Here is a 20,576-nt window from a genome sequence, read left to right as displayed (position 1 = left end):
CGCTCTACCTAAAACTCGAATTCGATCGAAAGGGGGTTGCGCGAGCTGGATAATAGGATTGATAACGCCGCTGTCTTAAATAAATGGCGCGCATATAGGGGTCACTTTTGGCCATAAGCCTAAGCACCCATAACCCAGTAAACCAAAAACCAACGCCAACAATGAGCGCACACCAATCTTGACTGGCAAAGATTAATATGGCCGCCAAAAGCCCTGAAAACATCACCAGTTCTCTGTCGCCACCTAAAAAAAGATTGGGACGATTGCTAGAGCGTCGGATAGGCAAAGCGCGAAGAGTCATAATGAAGACTCCCCATCACTAAAGTGAGAAACTTGCTTAATCTCAGCGCTTTTTCCAGTAATTGCCGAAATTGTATTTTGGGCTGCTATGATGAAGGATAAAACAAGCACAAAAAACACTAGAATGCGTGCAAAACCATTCAAATCACCACCAAAAATCAACATAGACCCAGCGGCCACTAACCCGATAATAGATATCGTGTAGGCGACAGGCCCTGTAATGGAATTCTGCACTTTAGTCAGCCATCCTTCATAAGGTAATCCGCCTCCAGCAGTGGCTGCCATTGAAGGATGAGTGACTAATAGTAGACCAAGTAGAACAGTGATAAAGAATAAGAATTTAGGGTTAAACGAGGTATCTGTTAAATTCATTTATATGGTTTCCTTAAAGAGGTCGAGTGATATATTGGCCGTTCGAAAACCCTGATACTTCAAGGATTTCTTGTACACGCCGGCCTTCTGGGGTACGAGCTATATGAACAACGCAATGGACTGCTTCGCCAATGAGTGGCTCTATGTCTTTTGGAGCGTGAGGATTACGAGTTATCAATGACTTTAAACGGGCTAATCCTGCTAAAGCATTATTGGCATGAAGGGTGGCAGCACCTCCTTCATGTCCGGTATTCCAGGCATCCAGCAAATCAAGAGCCTCCTCGCCTCTGACCTCGCCCACTAAGATTCGGTCAGGCCGCATTCGAAGCGTGGTCTTTAATAACATCGTCATGCTGACATCGAGAGTAGTGTGGTATTGGACACAGTTTTTTGCGGCACATTGAATCTCGCCGGTGTCTTCGATGATAAACACACGCTCGGAAGGGTCACATCGCACCATTTCATTAATAATGGCATTGACTAAGGTTGTTTTTCCTGAACCTGTGCCACCAATAACAAGGATGTTGCGATGCGCAGTAATTGCTTTTTTAAGGGCTTTACACTGAGCCTCTGTCATAATTGCTGAGTCGACATAATTATCCAGTGTGAAAATCGCAATGGCTTTTTTACGAATTGCAAAGGTCGGACTTGAAACAACCGGTGGAAGTTGCCCTGCAAATCGTGAGCCATCCAGTGGTAGTTCCCCTTCAAGCAAAGGTTTATACTTTGTGACTTCCTTACCATGAAAACCGGCAATCGTTTTAATCACCGATTCTGCTCGAGCTGTTGATAGGGTTCCTATGCATTGCATCTTTTCACCAAGCCGTTCTTGCCATAAGAAACCATCCGCATTAAGCATAATTTCAACGGTTTTAGGGTCGACTAAAGCATTTTCAATAATAGGGCCAATATCACGGCGAAGTTTTTCTTTGGCCCTATCGTTTACTGTTAATTGTTCTTCAAGTAGTTTCATGTTCAACCTTGTGGATTAGCTCTCAGTAACAGGGGTTGCATTAGCCATTCCTTTTAACCGGTTGATTAAACAGTCCATCACTGTTTCTTTGTTTCCAAGCGAGTTCTCTTCCTCTTTTTTTTCATATTGTTCACGCCAAATGCGTCTTTGAATTTCCTCGCGATGAATGGATACGGATTCCGGAGCCGTAAAGGCAAGCCTGGCCTGATTACCTTTAATTCCAACTACTGTGCAGTAGATCTCTTCAGAAATGATGACCGATTCACCGATTTTTCTTGTTAAAAGCAACATATTGATTCTCCTTCTTATTAAATTGTAAGATTTAAAATTTTCGAATAGCGCGTACATGACCTAAGGTCGATGCCTTGTCACTTTGCACAATTTCACCGGTACTGAAATTTTGAAGCCAAGCATTCGCTACTCCGGCTTCTGTCGAACTCCAATAAAAATCAGGCGCAAAATTCCTGATCCCTTGGCGTTGCAAACGGGTTTTCAAGAGCGATAATTCGTAGATGGATGGTAAATACCAATCGCCATAACAAATGGTATTGGGGTCTGCGGGGATCGTACACGGCGTTAGACCATCATCACTGACACTAAACCGAGCCGCAACGAGAGCTGCAAAGGTGCCCGATTGATTGTCGGCAGTTTGCTCAGCGATAATTAGGCGAGTATTGTTTTCACCCGCACCAATTCCGTCTGAAGAAGCATTAGTTATCTTATTGCCACTATCACCATTGCGCCATTGAACACCTTGGTTGTCATTCAAATCATACTTCGATCCAATTAGTCCGTGTTGACCGGTTTCATCTAACCAAAAAATAACTCCGCCTTGATAACTATCACCGAGTTGATGAGTTTTATTGATAGCACTGATGATAGAACCTTCAATACTAATCCCTTCTCCAGCTTGATAATAAGATTGTTCTCCTGGTTCACCTTGCGGACCTTGGTTGCCTTGTTCGCCTTGGAGACCTGGCATCCCAGGTTCTCCTTGAAAACCTTGTGGGCCTGGTTCGCCTTGGGGACCTGCTGGTCCTTGAGGCCCTGCAGGAATGTTCTTAATTTGGTCCTCTAAAATAATAAGTGTATTTTGTATGACACCTATGCGTGCCCAAAGCTCACTGTCATCAGCATGAGCCATTGAGAGACTTAAAAATAATAGGGAAAATCCCATTATTTTTTTCTTTAGGCTCCTGTTGGCAAGTCGTTGTTTCAACATCAGTTACCCCTAAGAACGTTTTTCATGCTTATAATCATCCTTTCTCTTGGTTAACTTGGCTTTTTAATCCATTGAAATCATCAACTTGGTTTGCAAGAGAGATGACCTCAGCACGAATGAATTTCACTTGATTAGCAAAGTGTTCGCAATAAGGACGGTAGCTTATGGCTTGTAATTCAAAGTCAGCATAATGGATAGAGGTAGATGCTTGAGCGTATTTACCACGTTGAAGTTTGGTACCTGCCACTTTCATGTAGGATGAGGCAATCTGCAAATCACCAGAACACGAATCATCTGGCTTTGTATGCGCTAAATACTGAAGTTTATGGGCAATGGCTTCACATTCATGGATTAGTTGAGAGGGGTCGTTTGTGAATGCATGGGCTGAGAAGGCAATCAATGCCCCTGTCATCGACATCATGAGTTTTTTATTCTTTTTTTTCATTTTTTTCTCCCTTAGAGTTGAGTTTAAAAACGGTTTCTTGGTCAGCTAGCGCATTTTTCGCTATTTTTTTTGGTTAAAAATTAACACCACCACCTTCTCTGTTTCATAGTTTTACTCCTAAGAACAGGCGACAGAGCCATTTAATAGTTTTTTGATTTGGGCGAGGTGAGATTTACCTACATTGCTAATCCCTTTGGGTTTTGTGGATGGCACTGCTCGGATAAAACCATCACGCGCACGAATGTTTTTGCAGATATCGACAAATTCCGGCAAAGTAGGAGGGAGACTCTTGCTCAGGCCGCAAGCCTCAATCGCTAACTCCACGATGCGATTACTAAAATGAGCAAGAGCCTTATGCCACTCTTTTTTCATAAACAAAATAAATTCATCTTGCTTTAATTGGCTTCGCCAAACTGGTCCGTAATAGGCTGCAAATTTAAGAAATAGCTTATCAATGCACTTCATACTAACGTCCCCGTTTTGAGAATTCGATGACGTTGCTGCAGACGGTGTCTGATTCTTCGTCGTCTGGTTTGCACAAAGCCCAGAGAGAGTCTGCAGCTTGTTGGTTTCTATAATTAATCCGATTTTTTGCATGATTTTCCTTTAAGTTTTGTTCAATGGGGATGACATCATTCCAGCAGCGTTGAGTTAACCAGTTAGCAGGATTTTTCCAATTTGGAACCCAATGACCAAGAGATTGTTGCCTTTGCACAAATTGAATTTGATTTTTTAAGGCTGTAACTATTTGAGCAATTACCTCATCTGAGGGATTGAGTTCTTGAAAAACTTGCCATGCTTTTGCTTCAGAGTTTTTTAGGGGATAAAGATCCCAAAACTGTTTGAAGTGCTTTAATAAAAAAATATAATTATTATTACTATATAGAGGTGTGACGGCTTTTGAGGGTTCTACTGTGATGGGTTTTTCTGATAAATCGCCATAAACCCCTTTATTTTCAAGAGATTGGTCAGAACAAAATGTGACTGCTTTCTGTGATGGGTTTGTGACTACTTTATTTTGGGCAAAATAACCAAAAGTTGCCAAATTGCATTTTAAAATAAGTTGGAGATCTTCCGATTGCAAAGTAATTAAACCAACACGCTCCAAAGCAGATAGCGCTCGCCTGGCCTGAGCACGAGAATATTTTTCACCTCTCACACCCTGATGAGGTTGGATATAAAGCTCTTCCGAAATAGACTGTAAGCTTATTCGTCGTTTTATACCAACGATTCCTGTTTTAACGTCCATATAGGGCCGCATTCCTCTTAAATAAGCAAGTTGCTGGGCATGGGGTAACCCATATAACGCCTCAAGTTCCTCACTGTTCACCATAAAATCCATAATTGATACACATTCCTGGTTGTACATCTCGTTATTATTTTTATTCTGTGTTATCTTGATCCGAGAGATAAAGACAACCAAATTGCACTTATCGTGCAATTATGTGTGACAATATTGCACCAAAAGAATATTGTCAATGGTTTTATTTATTATTTTGAGAAAAGGTATAAATTGATGATGAACATCAAAGAAAAAATTGGAGAGCGCATTTTTCAAGAGCGTAAAGCCAAGGGGCTAACCAGAAAATCGCTTGCAGAGCTTACAGACGATTTAAAACCATCCCGTATTAATAATTGGGAAAGAGGGATAAGAACACCAGGTCCAGGAGAAATTAAGCAATTAGCAGAGGCTCTAGACGTAGCTCCTGGGTATTTGATGTGTTTAACCGATGAAAAACAAATTAAGAGAGAATTTCCCTGGCTGGGCGCGTTAATTCCGCTGCTAAATGCAAAGCAAGCTTGTGATCCCAAAACATGTATTAAATCAATTAAGGAGGACTGGGAGACTAGTTCTGTTTCTTTTATTCCGCTTAATCCTGAGTTGTCAAAGCAGCTGAGTGAAAATGCTTTTGCATATTGCATGCAAGATGACAGTATGATACCGGAGTTAAAAAGCGGTGATATTTTAATTATTAATCCTGATAAACATGTTCAGCCTGGGGAGTTGGTTGTTGCTCAAGCTAAAGATGAAGTGATTGTACGGCGATATAAACAATTATCAGTTGAAAAAGCCAACACAGAGTATGAGTTGATAGCACTCAATGATAACTGGGCAAATATTCGAGTCCAGCAAGATTCCCACCATCAAATTGTTGGGGTGGTTTTAACATTGATTAGAAGTAGATTATAGTGGACGTAAACTTAGCCAAATTAAAAGAAACCACTAGTTCTGCATTTTTGCATAGTAATCCTTTAAGTTTTTTCTATAAGTACTAACTGAGCATTTTTTTGTTTATTTGTCTTTATGTACAAGAATAATGTAATCAAACTAATTATTCCAAAGATAATTAAAATATAGCTGGGTGAATGATCATGAGTTTCACCTAGTTTAAACGCAATCAATGGTGTGAGTCCGCCACCTAAACAGGCAGCTATTGAATAGATAAGATTAGCAATTGAGCATCTAACTGAATGGGGAAAAATATCGGTAATAAACACAGGGATAACAGCAAAAATAGCTGCACAAGGTACAGCTATTAAACAATGGAACAATATGGTATGAGAAAATGTTCCTGATGTTAGACATATAAAATAAGGGGTAATTAACAGTAACAATGTGATTATTCCCATTAAAATTATACGTATACGCCCATATAAATCTGACGATTTCCCCATGAAAGGAATTAACACTGTAACAATCACAAGGCCATATGAGTTGATCAAGAATGCTTGTGTATTTGAAAAATTGTTAACCGTGACCAGGTGAATGGGTGCATAAACAAATACTAGTACTGTTGTGGCAACGCCGAACAAGACTAATGAAAAAACAACAAAAGACTCTAAAAACTGTTGTTTCAACAAACTAATGGTATCGATAAAAATATTACTCAAGGATCGTTGGTTGCTTCTAGCATTATTAGAGATAAATTCCTGGCTTTCTGGAATTGAACTGCGTATCCAGAAACCAAAAATCATGGTGACGAAAGCAAGAATAAAGGCTATCCGCCAGCCCCATGGTGGGAGCAAATGAATGTCTATTAAATATAAAACCAATGCTCCTGTTAAGGAGGATATAAGCATACCCGCATTAATGCCAAAAGCCGCCCATGAACCAAAATAGCCTTTTTTGTCTTTTTCGCCACATTCAATGAGCAAGGCGACGGAACTAATGTACTCGCTTCCAATAGAAAAGACCTGGATTAATCGAATGAACAGCAGGAGAAAAACTGAAATAACCCCGATTTGCTCATAAGATGGTAAAATACCAACTAAGGCTGTGCAAATTCCCATTAGAAAGATGCTCAGAGTTAACATCTTTTTTCTACCGACTTGATCAGCTAGCATACCGCCAAGCAGACTGCCAATTGGTCTTAGAATATAGGTGATCAAGAATAAAAAGAAAATATCAGATAACTTGGACTGAGGAGGTAAAAATTCTTTTGATAAAAAAACAGAGAATAATCCCCATATTATGTAATCATACATCTCAAGTGCATTGCCAATAGCGCCGCTGATAATGATTTTTTTTGAAGTTTTAAACATGTGACTCTATGCGCTTTTTCTTGCTTTAAGCTCACCTGTTCGAACTAATTCTTCATGAAATCCTAGTGAGTTAACATTTGTAACTTTATCCAGAAAGATTACACCATCTAAATGATCATATTCGTGTTGCAGCACTCGGGCATGAAGATCATATGCCTCTCGCTCTATCAGGTTGCCATTAGCATTATAACCTCGATAACGAATATGTTTATATCGGGATACCTTACCTCTAAGTGTGCCTACACTTAAACATCCCTCATAATCTTCAGCACATTCTTCAGACAATGGTTCATATGAAGGATTAAATAAGATAGTAAACGGAATTGCTGGTAAATGAGTATGCACTGGATGTTTATCCATGCCAAACACCAATGCCCTTTTGCTGATGCCTATTTGTGGAGCAGCGAGCCCCAAACCATTCTCTGCTTCTAACATTTCAAATAACACTTGCTCCATTTGCTTAAGTTCAGGTGTACCGAACTCTTCATTTGCAATAGGTTGAGCTATTTGTCTTAATAGCGGATTTCCTAAAAGAATAATGTTGCTTTTATCCATGATTCATCACCTTATTTTTTCTCATGTCTGCACCAGACGCAGAATAGGTCTAATACTAAGCCCTGTTGCTTTTGAGCTGAATTCATTCAAGTTGGGCGGTAAATGCTTTAGAGAATAGCTATTATATAATTCTCTTAGCGACTTATAAAAGTAATCGCCCATATCAATCAAGCCAAACAAGTTATCACTATAGAATTCCCGTAATCCTCTCGTTTTTTCATCTGTTGCAAAAGAATACATCAAACCAAAATTACCAATGGGTCTATATATCGTCATTCCCATTGTGAAATTGTTGTTTTTCAGTTTAATTTTTTCAATTTTTTCATTTTGATAATCCCACCATATCAGTGTGTTTTTATCGGCACCGTCTGAATTAAAACTGATATCCTCAAGCCATAAGTTTTGATGGAAGAGGTTGTATTCAATATTGGGTGTAGTCGAAAAAGCGACTAACTCCTGAGATGGATCTATACAGGCCATCCCCATATGTGTAATCCCATGCAATCCCTTTAGGTTTGAGAAGAGATTTTTAATATACCGTCGATTTTCAAACAGAATTTCTATTACTTCTGGATGTAATTTAATTTTATGTTTTTGAAGAGGCGAACACTCAGCCTGTTTTAACTCGTACATCATCGTTAATTCCATGAAAGCGTGTAATGGAGTTGATAGACATATCAATAACTTTTAAAATTTCCTTCTGATCAGCCTCTATATGGGTTGTATCATGAATGATATCCAAAATGTAGCTAATCAGTTCTTGTCTATTATTCGTAATATCAAAAAGGGCTGCACATTTTGAAAGAATATATTCAAGCAACTGAGGCTCAATGTGGATTAGATTGGTTTGGCCGATATTATTGGGAATGTCTCCTTCTTCGCCATATAAGAGCCATCCAGGAGAGACTTTCAGCCACTTTGCAATCTTATAAATGACATCAACATCAGGTAGTGCTTCGCCTAACGCATAGCGTCTTGCCATTTGGTGAGAGCAACCACTTACTTCGGCCAGTTTATTAATCTGGACACCTGCTTTGGATTTTGATGATCCCAGCTCCGCTTGCTGCATAAGTGCTGTAAGCCTTCTGGCAAAACCCTGAACAAAATGCTCTCTCTGCAATTGTGCCTCCTGTCAAATCTAGGAGATGCCAGTATATCTTTATTGTTTATCTGGTTCAATAAGTTCCATATTTATACGATTATAAATAGCATTTTACTTTAAGTTGGCTTTAAATAAACTTTATGTTGCATTTAGATTAAACTTAAAATACCATTTTATTCTATGTTGTTAACCAGGAGTGAAAATCGGAGGCCACAAAACAAAACCAAAACTCGGTGACAGGGTAGTAGAGTGCTACGTCTGAGGAACAAATAATAACAATGATGGTTCAATGGAGTTTTAGAATGAAAAATCATCCCAAATTACAAATTTATCAAGGGATTATCCAGTATCTACTGGACTCAACCGGCTATGACATAAAAAATATAGCGTCTTTATCAAATGCATCAATTAAGAGCATTAGTACCATTTACCAAGGAAACGAAATACCTCCAAACTTTTCCTCATCAGAAAAGCATCTCGTGCAGCTATACCAAATGATTCTTGAATTGAATAGTAAACAGCGAGGTTGCTTGCCATTTTTAGTAAAGGGAAACCGAAATGTTAATAGTTACAGGAGTAATCAAAATGGTTAAATGGGTTAAATTGAAAAAATACTGTCAGATCTCCGGCGACACTTCCAATGCAGTGCATGCTAAGCGCAAGCGTGGTATGTGGCTTGATGGCATACAATGTAAAATAGGACCAGATGGTAATGTATGGATCAATTTAGATGAGGTTGAAAAATGGGTGGAAAACGGAAACAAGGCAACGAATCGCAGCCTTCGCGCGGGGTAAATATTCGTGAGTGGGAAACCGGACGTGCCATTCGGATTATATTCAGTTATCGTGGAGTTCAATGTCGAGAAACGTTAAGGCTGGAACCTACGAAAGCTAATTTAAAATATGCCGAGCGGTTACGTGGTGAAATCATTAATGCGATTGCCTTAGGTACTTTTAATTATGCCGACTATTTTCCAGACTCCAAACGAGCCCGGTTATTTGGCCATGTAATCATCAAAGCGACAACTGGCGAGTTACTGAAAGATTATATGGCTATTGCCGAAAAAACTTTGGAGGCAAGTACTTATAATGGTTACAGTAAAGTTTGTGATGCACATTTATATCCTAATTTTGGGGGCATTCCAATCAGAGAACTATCCCCTGTAATTATTCGCAACTGGATAACTGGGTTGAACCTGACTATCAAAACTGTACGCAATATTATAATACCACTGCGAAATATGCTGAATCAGGCGCTTAATGACGGAATCATTGAGCGAAACCCTCTTGATCGATTGGTTCTTTCTAAATTGATAAATAAGAAGACTAGTCAGAGTAACTGGGAAGTTGATCCTTTTGATCAAGATGAAATCAAAGCCATCCTTGGTACTGCTACTGGTCAAGCCAGAAACCTATTTCAATTCGCATTTTTTGCAGGCTTGCGTACATCCGAACTGATAGCATTAGAGTGGGATGATATTGACTGGCTAAAAGGTTTAGTAAGGATTTCTCGTGCAGTAGTTTTAAAGCAGGAAAAGGGCACTAAAACCAAATCTGGAGTACGGGATGTTTTACTGCTGCCGGCAGCATTAGAGGCTTTAAAAAATCAAAAAACATTCACATATCTTGAAGGCAAGCGGGTATTTTATAATCCTCGCACCGAGACTCCATGGGAAACCGATGGTCAAATTCGTAAAACCTGTTGGGCGCATATTTTAAAAAAAGCTGGTGTCCGTTATCGCAATCCATATCAAACACGACATACTTATGCTTCTATGATGCTTTCGGCAGGAGAAAACCCATTATGGGTAGCTACTCAGATGGGGCATAAAGATACTGAAATGATTATCAAACATTATGGGCGCTGGATCCCTGATAAATCAACTGTTGCCGGATATCAGCCGGTTAATGATTGGATATTACCACAGGATATTGCTAAGCAAAATTAAAAGCTTTGACATAAATTCAAGATAATACTAATTAATTTAGTAATTATTAGAATAAATGTCAAAGCCATGTTTGACAAAATAATGTATTAATACTAAATTAATTAGTAACCATTAAAATAAATGTCAAAAATAATGAATCTTATAAGTTTTTTTGAACAATATCCTGTATTTACCCATGATGAATACAAAGAGTTTTTAAAATCACTTGGGACTACTAATGTGAATACCCAAAGAGAACTATTGGCTTATCACTTAAAGAAACAACATATTTTGCGTATAAAGCGAGGGTTATTTGCAAGTATACCTTTATCATTTCGCCATTCTGTAGAGAATTTTCCAGTAGATCCTTACCTGGTTGCTGGTCGTATTAGGAAAGATACTGTTATCGGCTATCTATCAGCATTGGATTTTCATGGGATTTCCTACTCGCTACATCACCAGCATTACTTTATGTCAGAAAGTGTTATTAACCCTTTTTACTATAACGAATCTGAATTTATTTGCTTATCGTTTCCAAAAGCACTAATAGAACAGCAAGCAACAAATTTTGATGTGCTATTAGTCGATCGACAGGGTTTAAATATACAAGTAACCAGTTTAGAAAGGACCATTGTCGATGTGCTTGATCGTCCAAATTATGCTGGTGGGTGGGAAGAAATTTGGCGCTCTGCTGAACATATTTCAATATTAAATCTGGATAAAATGATTGAGTATGCAAATCTTTTGGATAACTCTTCAACAATAGCCAAACTCGGTTTTTTTCTTGAGCAATTTAAAGAACAATTTCATGTTGATGAAAATACTTTAGGTTATTTGGAAGCTAAAAAACCACGAGGCATCCACTATTTAGAGCGTAGCAAACGCGAATCGGGTAAACACATACTGCGATGGAATCTTGTGGTTCCGAATTATATTATCGAACGTTCCTGGGAAGAACCTAATGAAGATTTCTAAAGAAAAATTACAACAAGAAGCTGCCAATACTGGTTTTAAAATGGAACATCTCGAGAAAGTATATATCCTAATGGATTTGCTAAACGACTTTGCTACTTTTCCGCAGCTAAAAGGTAAATTTGTTTTAAAAGGAGGTACAGCTCTTAACCTTTTCTTTTTTGAATTACCCCGCCTATCAGTGGATATTGATTTGAATTATATTGGAAGCGTTGATCGCGAAGTGATGTTATCAGAGCGACCAATCCTTCAAGATGTTATCACTGGAATTTGCGAGCGACATGGATTATCCATGGATAGAAATCCAAATCGTCATGCAGGTGGTAAAATGATCTGGCGTTATCCCAGTGCATTGGGACAAATGGGAAACTTAGAAATTGATCTTAACTTCATGTACCGCGTTCCACTTTGGCCGATAGAGTTTAAATCTAGCTGTGCGGTTGGCAGTAAACAGGTACATGATATTCCTATTTTAGATCCACATGAGTTGTCCGCTGGAAAATTAACTGCATTGATTGATAGAAAAACTGGACGTGATTTGTTTGATGCGTATCACCTGTTAACAAAAACTAATCTTGATATGGCTAAGCTACGTATTGCATTAGTTGTATATTCGGCAATCAGTAGAAAAGCAGATTTAAGGGAACTAACACCAGAAGCAATTTCTGTGGATATTACAGATTTGAAAAACCGATTGATCCCTCTACTAAGAAAAAATGATTTAGTAGCCATCAGTGGTATTTCAAATTGGGCTAAAGAACTAGTTACGGAATGCCAACAAGCATTTAAACATCTTTTACCTCTTGCAGAAAATGAGCACATTTTTTTATCCGAGCTACTGGATAAAGGCAGGATAAAGCCTGAATTGATCTCTGATGACAGGGAGTTGATTGAGAATATTAAAATTCATCCGGCTATAGGCTGGTCGGCGCAACAAGGAGTTAAAAACGATGTGAAAAATAGCTCAAAACGTGCCAAAAAAATAAGGAGATAGAATAAGCCTTTATTTTGTTGGGCCACGATGTAACCTTGCTGAAGAGGTAGTATGACAGTACAAAAGTGATTGGAGCCATTTTTTCAATAGGTGTATCAAGAATCTTGGGGCTGATTTCATCGCTACTCGTGACTTGGATATGTTCAACATTTAAGGCTTTGAAGCCATCAAAAATTGCATTAATTGGGGCGGTGTCAATACATAAATGGGGATGGATCTTTTTTTCTATTACTCTGCCCAATCAAACCTCTCATATAATATTTTTAAGCCATTAATTATATTTATTGTTATATTTGCTATTTGTATAGTACTATTTTGATATCGCCGAATTTAAGGTATTAAAATGAATCAAGAAATAGCACATAATTTATTTAGTAATTTCCAATCAACAGTTTATAAGGCGGTTAAAGCTTTTTTACAAAAAAATAAGAGAGAAGAAGAAATAGGGAAGCAGATTACTACAAGCTTACGAATACCAAGTGAAATAAAAGAGTTTTATGAGTGTCTATCTGAGGCAGAGATGACCTCTTTTAATACAGTTATTGTGAACACATTAAGTAAAGTGAAAGACTATACAGTGACTGAATATCAAAAATCATATACAAAAATTAATGATGCCTATGATTATCAAATAAACAGTTTTTTAAAAATTATTGATGATTCCAAAATCGACTACAATGATTTGTGCGCGCTCTTCGAATGGATAACAGGTAACAAAGTCACTAGAGCAGATGTTACTAACAAAGAGAAACTCATTAATATAATTGATAAAAACTCTCAATTAAAATTCTGCAAAGTATTTGGCTACAACTATCAGTGGATACAGGATAATAAACTATGTATTTATTATCAAGGATCTGTAGTTCAATATCGTTGGTATAAAAACGTTCCCTCTTTTATTCAAGATTTAATTATAGATTTTTATTTAGATGAAACTGTGGAATCCTTTGAGTTGTCTTTTTTATGTTGCGATCGAAATATAGTAACTAATATTATTTCACGTATTATCCCAATGGAAGAGGAGAGTATTACTCCTATTGTAATAGCTAATAGATCTATCAATGGGATAAAACTTCGTACTTATCATCGCTTCGAATCCAATAATATTAATTATGAAAAATGTAGAAATCACTTTGTTGTTTTGATAAAGATGATTTTTATGTTGAGAAGACATGCTGTAATTGATTTTCCTTGCGGATATTTAGTAACTCCACAACAGCATGATATGATACGAGATGGGAGCATGCATCTTGTTGAACTTTTTAATAAAAACTATTTATCAAATGAAATCTATCTAGATGATTTAGAGGATCTAAAACTTTCTTCCTTTTTGCCAGATGATAACAATAAAACAGATACGCCTAATATTTATCATAGTTTAAATTGGTCAGTACTCCATAAGATTTTGGATTGGTCTGATAAGAATAGTTCTTCTATTGTTCTGACTGATGAGTTAGCTTCAAAAGTTGATATGGGTAAAGCGGCATTAACCAAGTATTTGATGCTTTTTGACAAGAACAAACCAAGTTCAAATGGAATTTTTATACTTTCTGAAGACAAAAACACAGTGATTATAAATTTAGATAGGCTTCGAGAATTGCAATCAGAGCTTAAAAATTGCCTGGTCTTAGATACCTCCTTTGGGTAATTGATAGCGTACTTAGCTGAAATCGGTGAATGTTATTGAGAGGTTTCAGTGAGATGCGCAAAAGTACCCAATATCTGCCCAAGAACATTGAACAGATGATAAGGCCTAGTAATATCAAGGGGTTGAGAAAATTTGTCGCGGGTTCAATTCCCGCCGCCTCCACCAATTAACCATCCAAGACACTCCAATAACATCCATAATTCCTTGTAAATACTGGGGTCTTTCCCAATTACGGGGGCACATGCTTAGCCACATAGTACTCTAACTCTCAGTCTATAATTTTCAAAATTTCTAAATCCATAAGCTCTACGTTGAATCAATTTCATTTTTCGATGAAATCCTTCAGTTATTCTGTTGTTTTTGGTAAAACGAAGCATTCTAACGACTTCGTCTCTCCATTTAAATAAGGTATTACCTAATGTTTTAAGAGGTTGAAAAGCACTTTGTTTGAGTTCTTTAACCATCTCTAAAAAGCGTGGTAATAAACGCTTACATTCTTTTGCAGTACAATGTTTTTTGTTGAGCAACTGATGCAACTGTTGTTTAAAATCATAAATTGCAGCGATTGCAGGTTGTTGTTCTAGATAGCAGTTGCGTTTCGATAATCTTAAAGCTGTTAAGTTCTCTGGTTTAGTTTTTAAAGCCATCAAAGTACCTCGTTGGTATTTCATTTGAGGGTCAATTTGATGAAAGGTTTGCATACATAGCTGATTGATAAGGCGGATAACATGAAAGCGGTCTGCAACGATTTTAGCATTTGGAAAATATTTTTTAATTAAAGAGCGATAAGTACTGCTTAAGTCGATACAAACAACTTGGACTCGCTCTTTGCCGGGGAGTTGCTGTAGATAAGCTCTTAAATCAGGCTCACTACGACCTGGCACTACATCAAATATTTTATGCTTTCTAAGGTCACAAAAGGTTGTAGCAAACCCTTTTCGTTTACTAAAGAAATGCTCATCAATTCCAAGAATAACAGGGCAAGGTCTATGAGTAATTCTTTATTTTGCTCTTGGTAATGACGTTGATACCAACGTTCGATAGTCGCTTTCCCTTTCTTATACTGTTGAGCTAAGTCTTTCTGCGATACGCCTCGCGTATGGTCATGAAACACAGCTGCTTGTGCACGCCAAGTGGCTCGTTGATGTTTATTAATACCAGGAAATTGCTGATTACCATAACGCTGACAGCTTTTACAATACAACTTGTACGCTTTAAACCGTAAAACACTGCGCCTATGACCTAACTCATGCGCAACAGTCCGAACATAAGCTGATTTCTTGCGTACAGATTTGCTATTACAATGACCACAACGTGGTAAACGAGTATAAACAACATCCAATAATAAGGGTTGATAACCACTCACCTTTGCTATAGAAAACCCAGGTAAATTTAAGATAAGATCACATCTCGGCACTTTAGTCTCCTTTTGATCGTCAAATCAAGGAGTTAGTTTATACTAACTGAACTAAAGTGCCCCCTCAATTGGTGTAGAGCCAAATTGTGCCAAGAAATAAGGAACTCTAGGGTTGCAAAAAATATATACAAGCTTGAATCCAGAAAAGGCTTTAATTTGGCGTATTACTCATATAAGTAACTTAACTTGGATTTTGGAAAATGGCTTACATGCTGCAAACTCCCCAATACAAGCCTGTTATAAACCTATTGGTAATTTAGAAGTAATTAATAGGCGAAATAATAGGAAGGTTCCTTTATCGCCATATGGTGTTTTAAGTGATTATATTCCGTTTTACTTTACTCCGTTTTCGCCAATGATGCTCAATATCCTTACTGGAAGAGGCGTAGCTCAACATCAAAAAAATGACCTTGTTATTTTTGTTGCCAGCCTAAGAACCATTGAAAAGCTTGGGATTAAATTTTTATTTACGGACCGCCATGCATATTTTGAGCTTGCTAACTATTTCAATGACTTAGAAGATTTAGCTAAATTAGACTGGAAGCTATGGCAGCATCGTGATTTTCAACGTGATCCGGATGCCCCTGAAAAAATGGATAGGTACCAAGCTGAAGCGTTAATACATCGCTATTTACCTATAGAGAATATCGAGGGTATTGTTTGTTACACTAATGAGCTAGAATTACAAATAAAAGAACTTGTAAATGAAAGAGGCTTATCTCTGAAAGTTATTGCTAGACCAACATGGTATTTTGAATGATTACATATAAACAAGGTAATTTACTTACATCTGAAGCTGAAGCCCTCGTTAATACAGTTAATACTGTTGGTGTAATGGGCAAAGGGATTGCCTTAATGTTCAAAGAGCAGTTTCCAGACAACATGATTAATTATAAAAGCGCATGTAGAAATAAATTAGTCCAGATAGGAAAAATGTTTGTTACCGAACGTCAAGACTCAAATCCTCGTTGGATTATCAATTTTCCAACCAAGCAACATTGGCGAAATCCCTCAAAAATGGAATGGATAATAGCAGGTCTAAAAGACCTTCACCAATTTATTCAAGATAACCATATTAGGTCTATTGCTATCCCTCCATTAGGAGCTGGTAATGGTGGATTATCTTGGCAAGAAGTTCGCAAACAAATCGAAATCAGTATGAATGATTTAGTAAATGTTGAAATTCAGCTATATGAGCCAACGAAAGAGTATCAAAATGCGTACAAACCGTCTGGTTTTCAAAAGCTCACTCCTGCACGTGCATTAATTGCTGAATTAGTACGCCGCTACTGGGTGCTTGGCGTGGAATGTAGTTTATTAGAAGTACAAAAATTAGCTTGGTTTCTAGAGCGCTCCTTAAAACTATTTGGCATTGTTTCTCCACTGAAGTGTAATTTTAAGGCGCATAATTATGGTCCTTATGCTGATAATTTACGTCATTTATTAATCGCTCTGGATGGTACTTATTTACGCTGTGAAAAAAGGATTAATGATGCCCAAGCTTTTGATGTAATTTGGTTTAATGAGGAACAAAACGAAAATTTACGCAATTACTTGGACAGTGATGAAATGAATCCTTATAAAAAGGCTCTGGAATACACTGAAAATCTTATTGATGGTTTTGAGTCACCTTTCGGCATGGAGTTGCTTGCCACAGTTGATTGGTTAATAGAACAAGAGAAATGTAAGCCAGATGTTTGTAGTCTTACAAAAGGATTAGAACAATGGGGTAGTACTCGAATAGCAGAAAGAAAAGTTCGCTTATTTAATAAAGAATCTATTTCGATAGCACTTGGCAAATTACAAGCAATAAAAACAAGTCATGTTAGCTATGATAACAATTCTGTTTGATTAATCTATCGTAATTTAAATTTCATCTACTACTTTAATGGAAAGCCTGAATACATGTGTCAACGGTTAATCGCTAAGATTTACGATAATGTGATGCAAGATGCTGAAGATAAAAGCTTAAAAAATTGGCGTCAGCAACTATTACAAAATATATCTGGTGATGTTTTGGAATTAGGCTGTGGAACAGGGGCTAATCTTGAATTCTATCCTGAGGCCGTCAATAAGTTAGTTCTAATTGAGCCCAATGTTCATATGCGTAGAAAATTGCAGGCAAAAATATCGAATAGCAGCTGTCCTAATATTGATATATTAAATGACAAAGCTGAATTTATTTCTTTACCAGATGCAAGCATCGATGCAGTTGTATGTACACTAGTGTTATGCTCTGTTCATAATTTGGAAAAAGCGTTGTCTGAGATTCATCGTATTTTACGACCACAGGGTAAACTTTTTTTCATCGAACACGTTGCTGCAACAAATAATCTTAAGCGATATAAGTGGCAATGCCGCTTAGCATTTATATGGAAATGGATAGCAGCAAATTGCCATATTACGCGTCATACAGAGCAGGCAATAGAGAAAGCTGGTTTTAAAATCATTGATATTCAACATCAAAGCATACGCGGTGTTCCGCCTATTGTACGGCCGAGTATTCGCGGTATCGCTGTACGGTGTTAATGTCTTAAATGGAATGTAATAATGCAATTTAAACAAATACTAGTAACTAAGGAAACACGAGAGAATGAAAAACGAGTAGCCTTAACGCCACAAGCAGTGGCCCAATTAACTCAGCATGGTTACCGAATACTTGTCGAAGAAGATGCTGGTTTAAAATCAGGATTTCCAAGTTCAGAGTATGTAGCTGCTGGAGCAGAAATATTCATATTCGATTCATCTGGAATTCCTGCGAGTACATTTATTGTAAGAGTACTTCGCCCAAGCAAAGAACGAGAATTAATAGAAAATAAGCTGCTCCATAAGAATACAGCCATGTTGGGATTTTTATTCCCATTCGTGGCTGATAACCATATTAGCTCTTGGCAAGAACTTGGTCTTACCACGTTATCGCTTGATTTATTTAAAAGCATTTCCATTTACGACCCCAAGAACGCTCAAGCAGCGATGAGCCGTATTGCAGGCAGGTTGGCTTTTCACGATGCTTTAAAACATTATAAAGGTAATAAACCAACGAGATTAACAGTTATTGGTGCTGGTGCCGCAGGAATAAGCGCGGCTTTAGAAGCAGTAAAGCATCATGTTCCTGTGCAACTATTTGGCAGAAAAGAGAGTCAGCGTCTAGAATTTGAAGCGAAAGGAATAACTTACTATGTGCTACCCGAAGCGGAAAAACAGGTGGATTTCATTAAGTCATTTTTAACTGAAGAAACATTGGTGATTACAGCAGCAAGAACACCAGGAAAAAAAGCACCTCTGTTACTGGATGAAAGTAGTTTACGCCGCTTGCCTCCACATACAGTTGTTGTTGACCTGGCAATCAGTAATGGATGTAATGTGCTAGGCGCTAAACATGATCAAATTATTCGTCTTGAAAACGATGTTTTACTAGTCAATGTTTCTGGCTATCCTAAAGCAGAACCTAGGAATTCAAGCGAAGCCTATTCTCAGTGTGTAGTTAGCCTACTAACTGAAATAATGTCTCCAAGAGGAGATGTTTCATTTGAGAATAAATGGGTACAAGAACTTTGGGTTACCCATGAAGGTCAACGTCACGATGCGCTTTATGATGACTTTGATGAAGCAAAAACATGTAGGGCAAAATTGTAATTTCTCTCCCATAAGTTATTTTAGCAAAATCTCGATGGGGGCAACTTTTGGGGCAACAAAAATTTTATTAAATTTAAAATTATTAAATAACAATAAGTTAGTTAACAAATTAAATAGCCGCCGCCTCCACCATAACCTATTAATTTATATCATTATTTTTCGTTAATTTTTCAATCGGCACCATTGTGGCACCACAATGAGCTGTTTTTCTTAAAACGTACCTCAAATTGTTTAATTCACAGTTTAAAAGAAATTGACTTTGTTTGGCAGGTGGAAATGATATGTGATGCGATTGCGACCGGACTTACGTTCACCAAAGCATTAGATGAAGATGAAAATACTGTTTTATCCTTTATATTTAGAAGGACAGGTTTAAGAAATCGAACGCTAGCCTCATGGGCACATCCCGATCGCAATATATATTGCGCCTCAAAATCAAATGTTGATGATCATACCTGCGAGGTAAGCATTCCTATTAATTCAACAAGAGAAAATATAGTTAATTACATATATGAAGTTGCTAGTAATTTATTTTTAATATTTGGTGGGTACGATAGAATCTCAAGAGATACAATAGCACAAATTGTTATTCTTTATCTCAAATGGAAATAAAAGAAATCAATAGGGTCAGAATCGATTGATTCGCATATATAAATGCGCCTTTAAGCTGACATTTTCTGATAAGAAATCTTTACTATTAATGGCAATTAAAAATAGGCATGACTATGGTCATAGGGGAGGAAAGAATAGGGTGTGACCTCGGATTAATGTCTTGAGCAAACTCACTAATCATAAAGCCTTATCTGAAAAAGAGCTGAAGGCTCGTAAAGGAGTCCATAGCTTTTTACAGCAAATGGTCTGTAGAGAGCATGAGCAGGTTAAAGCCATGCTCGAGAAAGACATTAGTTTGCTCTTTAAACGAGAGAAGGATAAGTGATTGCTCTGGGCGAGTTTTTTTCGAATTAGTGGTTTTGAATAGGCACTTTGGGCCTTGGATAAAGACATGTGGACGCTCATGCTTGGTTGCATACCTAAAAACGAAAAAGGCAAAGAGGTAATCGAAAGATTGTTGACTCAATATAATAAACTAAAAGCAAAGGGCGTTAGCTACAGCTTCGCTTGAATGATATGCTACATGGGCGTATCTCTCGATTTTCATTAGATGCACTGGTAAATATTGCAGCGGCTATTGGGCTATGTGTTCATATTGAATTAGAAGCGGCATGATCTGATCCTATAACGGCACCATCTACAGACCATTAGAGACAATGGAAGACTGCTCGATATATTTTAGAAAAAGAGCGATAAGCCAGAACTGACGTAGTGTTTCATGGTCTTTGATGGTATTTCATGAAAACATCAAAGACCATGGTAGCGGGTTCGATTCCCCTCTGCACAGGACAATTTTTATGAAGAAGATGAATAAATAAGAAATAACTCACTGATTTTAAAATAATTTCATATAATTC

The 20,576-nt window shown here is 37.5% G+C and carries 25 protein-coding genes and 1 pseudogene; 13 read left to right on the top strand and 13 right to left on the bottom strand.

The annotated features are described in order from the left end of the window. Window positions 1-4: 4 nt before the first annotated feature. The 8 genes from Lnau_RS02590 to Lnau_RS02555 form a co-directional block, all read right to left on the bottom strand. Window positions 5-301: a conjugal transfer protein TrbD gene (locus Lnau_RS02590; RefSeq protein ID WP_058503597.1), complete on the bottom strand. Its 297-nt coding sequence runs from the start codon at window positions 299-301 to the stop codon at window positions 5-7. Further along, window positions 298-672, bottom strand: coding sequence for a TrbC/VirB2 family protein (locus tag Lnau_RS02585; protein WP_058503596.1), 375 nt, complete (start codon window positions 670-672; stop codon window positions 298-300). The genes Lnau_RS02590 and Lnau_RS02585 overlap by 4 nt, the downstream gene beginning before the upstream one ends. Before the next feature lie 13 nt (window positions 673-685). Continuing rightward, complete coding sequence (gene trbB / locus Lnau_RS02580) at window positions 686-1,645, bottom strand: P-type conjugative transfer ATPase TrbB (RefSeq protein WP_058503595.1); 960 nt, start codon at window positions 1,643-1,645, stop codon at window positions 686-688. A gap of 15 nt (window positions 1,646-1,660) precedes the next feature. Beyond that, window positions 1,661-1,936: a carbon storage regulator CsrA gene (csrA, locus tag Lnau_RS02575; protein ID WP_058503594.1), complete on the bottom strand. Its 276-nt coding sequence runs from the start codon at window positions 1,934-1,936 to the stop codon at window positions 1,661-1,663. Window positions 1,937-1,967: 31 nt separating this feature from the next. Beyond that, window positions 1,968-2,867: a DUF1566 domain-containing protein gene (locus Lnau_RS02570; protein WP_058503593.1), complete on the bottom strand. Its 900-nt coding sequence runs from the start codon at window positions 2,865-2,867 to the stop codon at window positions 1,968-1,970. 34 nt (window positions 2,868-2,901) lie between these two features. Then, window positions 2,902-3,312, bottom strand: coding sequence for a hypothetical protein (locus Lnau_RS02565; RefSeq protein ID WP_058503592.1), 411 nt, complete (start codon window positions 3,310-3,312; stop codon window positions 2,902-2,904). Window positions 3,313-3,429: 117 nt separating this feature from the next. Then, on the bottom strand, window positions 3,430-3,777 hold the full coding sequence (locus tag Lnau_RS02560; RefSeq protein WP_058503591.1) for a hypothetical protein: 348 nt from the start codon (window positions 3,775-3,777) through the stop codon (window positions 3,430-3,432). Between the two features lies 1 nt (window position 3,778). Then, window positions 3,779-4,645, bottom strand: a complete 867-nt coding sequence (locus tag Lnau_RS02555; protein WP_238585905.1) for a hypothetical protein — start codon at window positions 4,643-4,645, stop codon at window positions 3,779-3,781. Window positions 4,646-4,828: 183 nt separating this feature from the next. Here Lnau_RS02555 and Lnau_RS02550 point away from each other — a divergent pair, with 183 nt between their 5' ends. Continuing rightward, window positions 4,829-5,503 (top strand): LexA family protein, encoded by a 675-nt coding sequence (locus Lnau_RS02550; protein ID WP_058503589.1) that lies wholly within the window; start codon window positions 4,829-4,831, stop codon window positions 5,501-5,503. 62 nt (window positions 5,504-5,565) lie between these two features. On the opposite strand, the gene Lnau_RS02545 is transcribed toward Lnau_RS02550, so the two are convergent. From Lnau_RS02545 to Lnau_RS02530, 4 genes are read right to left on the bottom strand one after another with little or no spacing between them, the layout of a single operon-like run. Then, on the bottom strand, window positions 5,566-6,855 hold the full coding sequence (locus Lnau_RS02545) for an MFS transporter (RefSeq protein WP_058503588.1): 1,290 nt from the start codon (window positions 6,853-6,855) through the stop codon (window positions 5,566-5,568). Window positions 6,856-6,861: 6 nt separating this feature from the next. Beyond that, the gene (def, locus tag Lnau_RS02540; RefSeq protein ID WP_058503587.1) at window positions 6,862-7,410 is read right to left on the bottom strand and encodes a peptide deformylase; all 549 of its coding nucleotides are present in this window, start codon (window positions 7,408-7,410) and stop codon (window positions 6,862-6,864) included. A 21-nt stretch (window positions 7,411-7,431) separates the two neighbouring features. Beyond that, window positions 7,432-8,046, bottom strand: a complete 615-nt coding sequence (locus Lnau_RS02535) for a hypothetical protein (RefSeq protein WP_058503586.1) — start codon at window positions 8,044-8,046, stop codon at window positions 7,432-7,434. Next, a complete protein-coding gene (locus tag Lnau_RS02530; RefSeq protein ID WP_058503585.1) occupies window positions 8,021-8,530 on the bottom strand; it encodes a helix-turn-helix domain-containing protein in 510 nt (169 codons plus the stop codon). The genes Lnau_RS02535 and Lnau_RS02530 overlap by 26 nt, the downstream gene beginning before the upstream one ends. Window positions 8,531-9,097: 567 nt before the next feature. On the opposite strand from Lnau_RS02530, the gene Lnau_RS16070 reads away from it, so the two are divergent. The 5 genes from Lnau_RS16070 to Lnau_RS02505 all read left to right on the top strand — a co-directional run bounded on the left by Lnau_RS16070 (window position 9,098) and on the right by Lnau_RS02505 (window position 14,054). Further along, entirely contained in the window at window positions 9,098-9,307 is a 210-nt protein-coding gene (locus Lnau_RS16070) for an excisionase (RefSeq protein ID WP_083503760.1), read from the top strand. Next, complete coding sequence (locus Lnau_RS02520) at window positions 9,256-10,461, top strand: tyrosine-type recombinase/integrase (RefSeq protein WP_058503583.1); 1,206 nt, start codon at window positions 9,256-9,258, stop codon at window positions 10,459-10,461. The genes Lnau_RS16070 and Lnau_RS02520 overlap by 52 nt, the downstream gene beginning before the upstream one ends. A gap of 132 nt (window positions 10,462-10,593) precedes the next feature. Then, window positions 10,594-11,415 carry a type IV toxin-antitoxin system AbiEi family antitoxin domain-containing protein gene (locus Lnau_RS02515; protein ID WP_058503582.1) on the top strand — a complete coding sequence of 274 codons (822 nt, stop codon included), beginning with the start codon at window positions 10,594-10,596 and terminating at the stop codon, window positions 11,413-11,415. Next, on the top strand, window positions 11,402-12,406 hold the full coding sequence (locus Lnau_RS02510; protein ID WP_058503581.1) for a nucleotidyl transferase AbiEii/AbiGii toxin family protein: 1,005 nt from the start codon (window positions 11,402-11,404) through the stop codon (window positions 12,404-12,406). The genes Lnau_RS02515 and Lnau_RS02510 overlap by 14 nt, the downstream gene beginning before the upstream one ends. 343 nt (window positions 12,407-12,749) lie before the next feature. Beyond that, window positions 12,750-14,054, top strand: coding sequence for a hypothetical protein (locus Lnau_RS02505; protein ID WP_058503580.1), 1,305 nt, complete (start codon window positions 12,750-12,752; stop codon window positions 14,052-14,054). A gap of 245 nt (window positions 14,055-14,299) precedes the next feature. Here the strand turns inward: Lnau_RS02505 and Lnau_RS02500 are convergent. Next, a pseudogene (locus Lnau_RS02500) lies at window positions 14,300-15,471 on the bottom strand (ISL3 family transposase). Window positions 15,472-15,583: 112 nt separating this feature from the next. On the opposite strand from Lnau_RS02500, the gene darT reads away from it, so the two are divergent. From darT to Lnau_RS16940, 7 genes are all read left to right on the top strand, one after another. Next, entirely contained in the window at window positions 15,584-16,231 is a 648-nt protein-coding gene (gene darT / locus Lnau_RS02495) for a type II toxin-antitoxin system toxin DNA ADP-ribosyl transferase DarT (RefSeq protein WP_133134958.1), read from the top strand. Next, window positions 16,228-17,322 (top strand): type II toxin-antitoxin system antitoxin DNA ADP-ribosyl glycohydrolase DarG, encoded by a 1,095-nt coding sequence (gene darG / locus Lnau_RS02490; protein ID WP_058503579.1) that lies wholly within the window; start codon window positions 16,228-16,230, stop codon window positions 17,320-17,322. Before darT ends, darG begins: the two co-directional genes overlap by 4 nt. 54 nt (window positions 17,323-17,376) lie before the next feature. Continuing rightward, window positions 17,377-18,000: a class I SAM-dependent methyltransferase gene (locus Lnau_RS02485; RefSeq protein ID WP_058503578.1), complete on the top strand. Its 624-nt coding sequence runs from the start codon at window positions 17,377-17,379 to the stop codon at window positions 17,998-18,000. Window positions 18,001-18,021: 21 nt separating this feature from the next. Further along, window positions 18,022-19,107: a Rossmann-fold NAD(P)-binding domain-containing protein gene (locus Lnau_RS02480; RefSeq protein WP_058503577.1), complete on the top strand. Its 1,086-nt coding sequence runs from the start codon at window positions 18,022-18,024 to the stop codon at window positions 19,105-19,107. A gap of 183 nt (window positions 19,108-19,290) precedes the next feature. Continuing rightward, a complete protein-coding gene (locus tag Lnau_RS02470) occupies window positions 19,291-19,719 on the top strand; it encodes a hypothetical protein (protein WP_133134959.1) in 429 nt (142 codons plus the stop codon). A gap of 160 nt (window positions 19,720-19,879) precedes the next feature. Further along, the gene (locus Lnau_RS16300) at window positions 19,880-20,044 is read left to right on the top strand and encodes a hypothetical protein (RefSeq protein WP_157070611.1); all 165 of its coding nucleotides are present in this window, start codon (window positions 19,880-19,882) and stop codon (window positions 20,042-20,044) included. Between the two features lie 191 nt (window positions 20,045-20,235). Then, window positions 20,236-20,334 carry an XRE family transcriptional regulator gene (locus tag Lnau_RS16940; protein ID WP_202972564.1) on the top strand — a complete coding sequence of 33 codons (99 nt, stop codon included), beginning with the start codon at window positions 20,236-20,238 and terminating at the stop codon, window positions 20,332-20,334. Window positions 20,335-20,576 lie beyond the last annotated feature (242 nt).

The organism is Legionella nautarum, assembly GCF_001467895.1.
Lineage (GTDB): Bacteria > Pseudomonadota > Gammaproteobacteria > Legionellales > Legionellaceae > Tatlockia > Tatlockia nautarum.
Note: the sequence above shows the minus strand (reverse complement) of the source record. Positions and strands in the feature narration are given on the sequence as shown.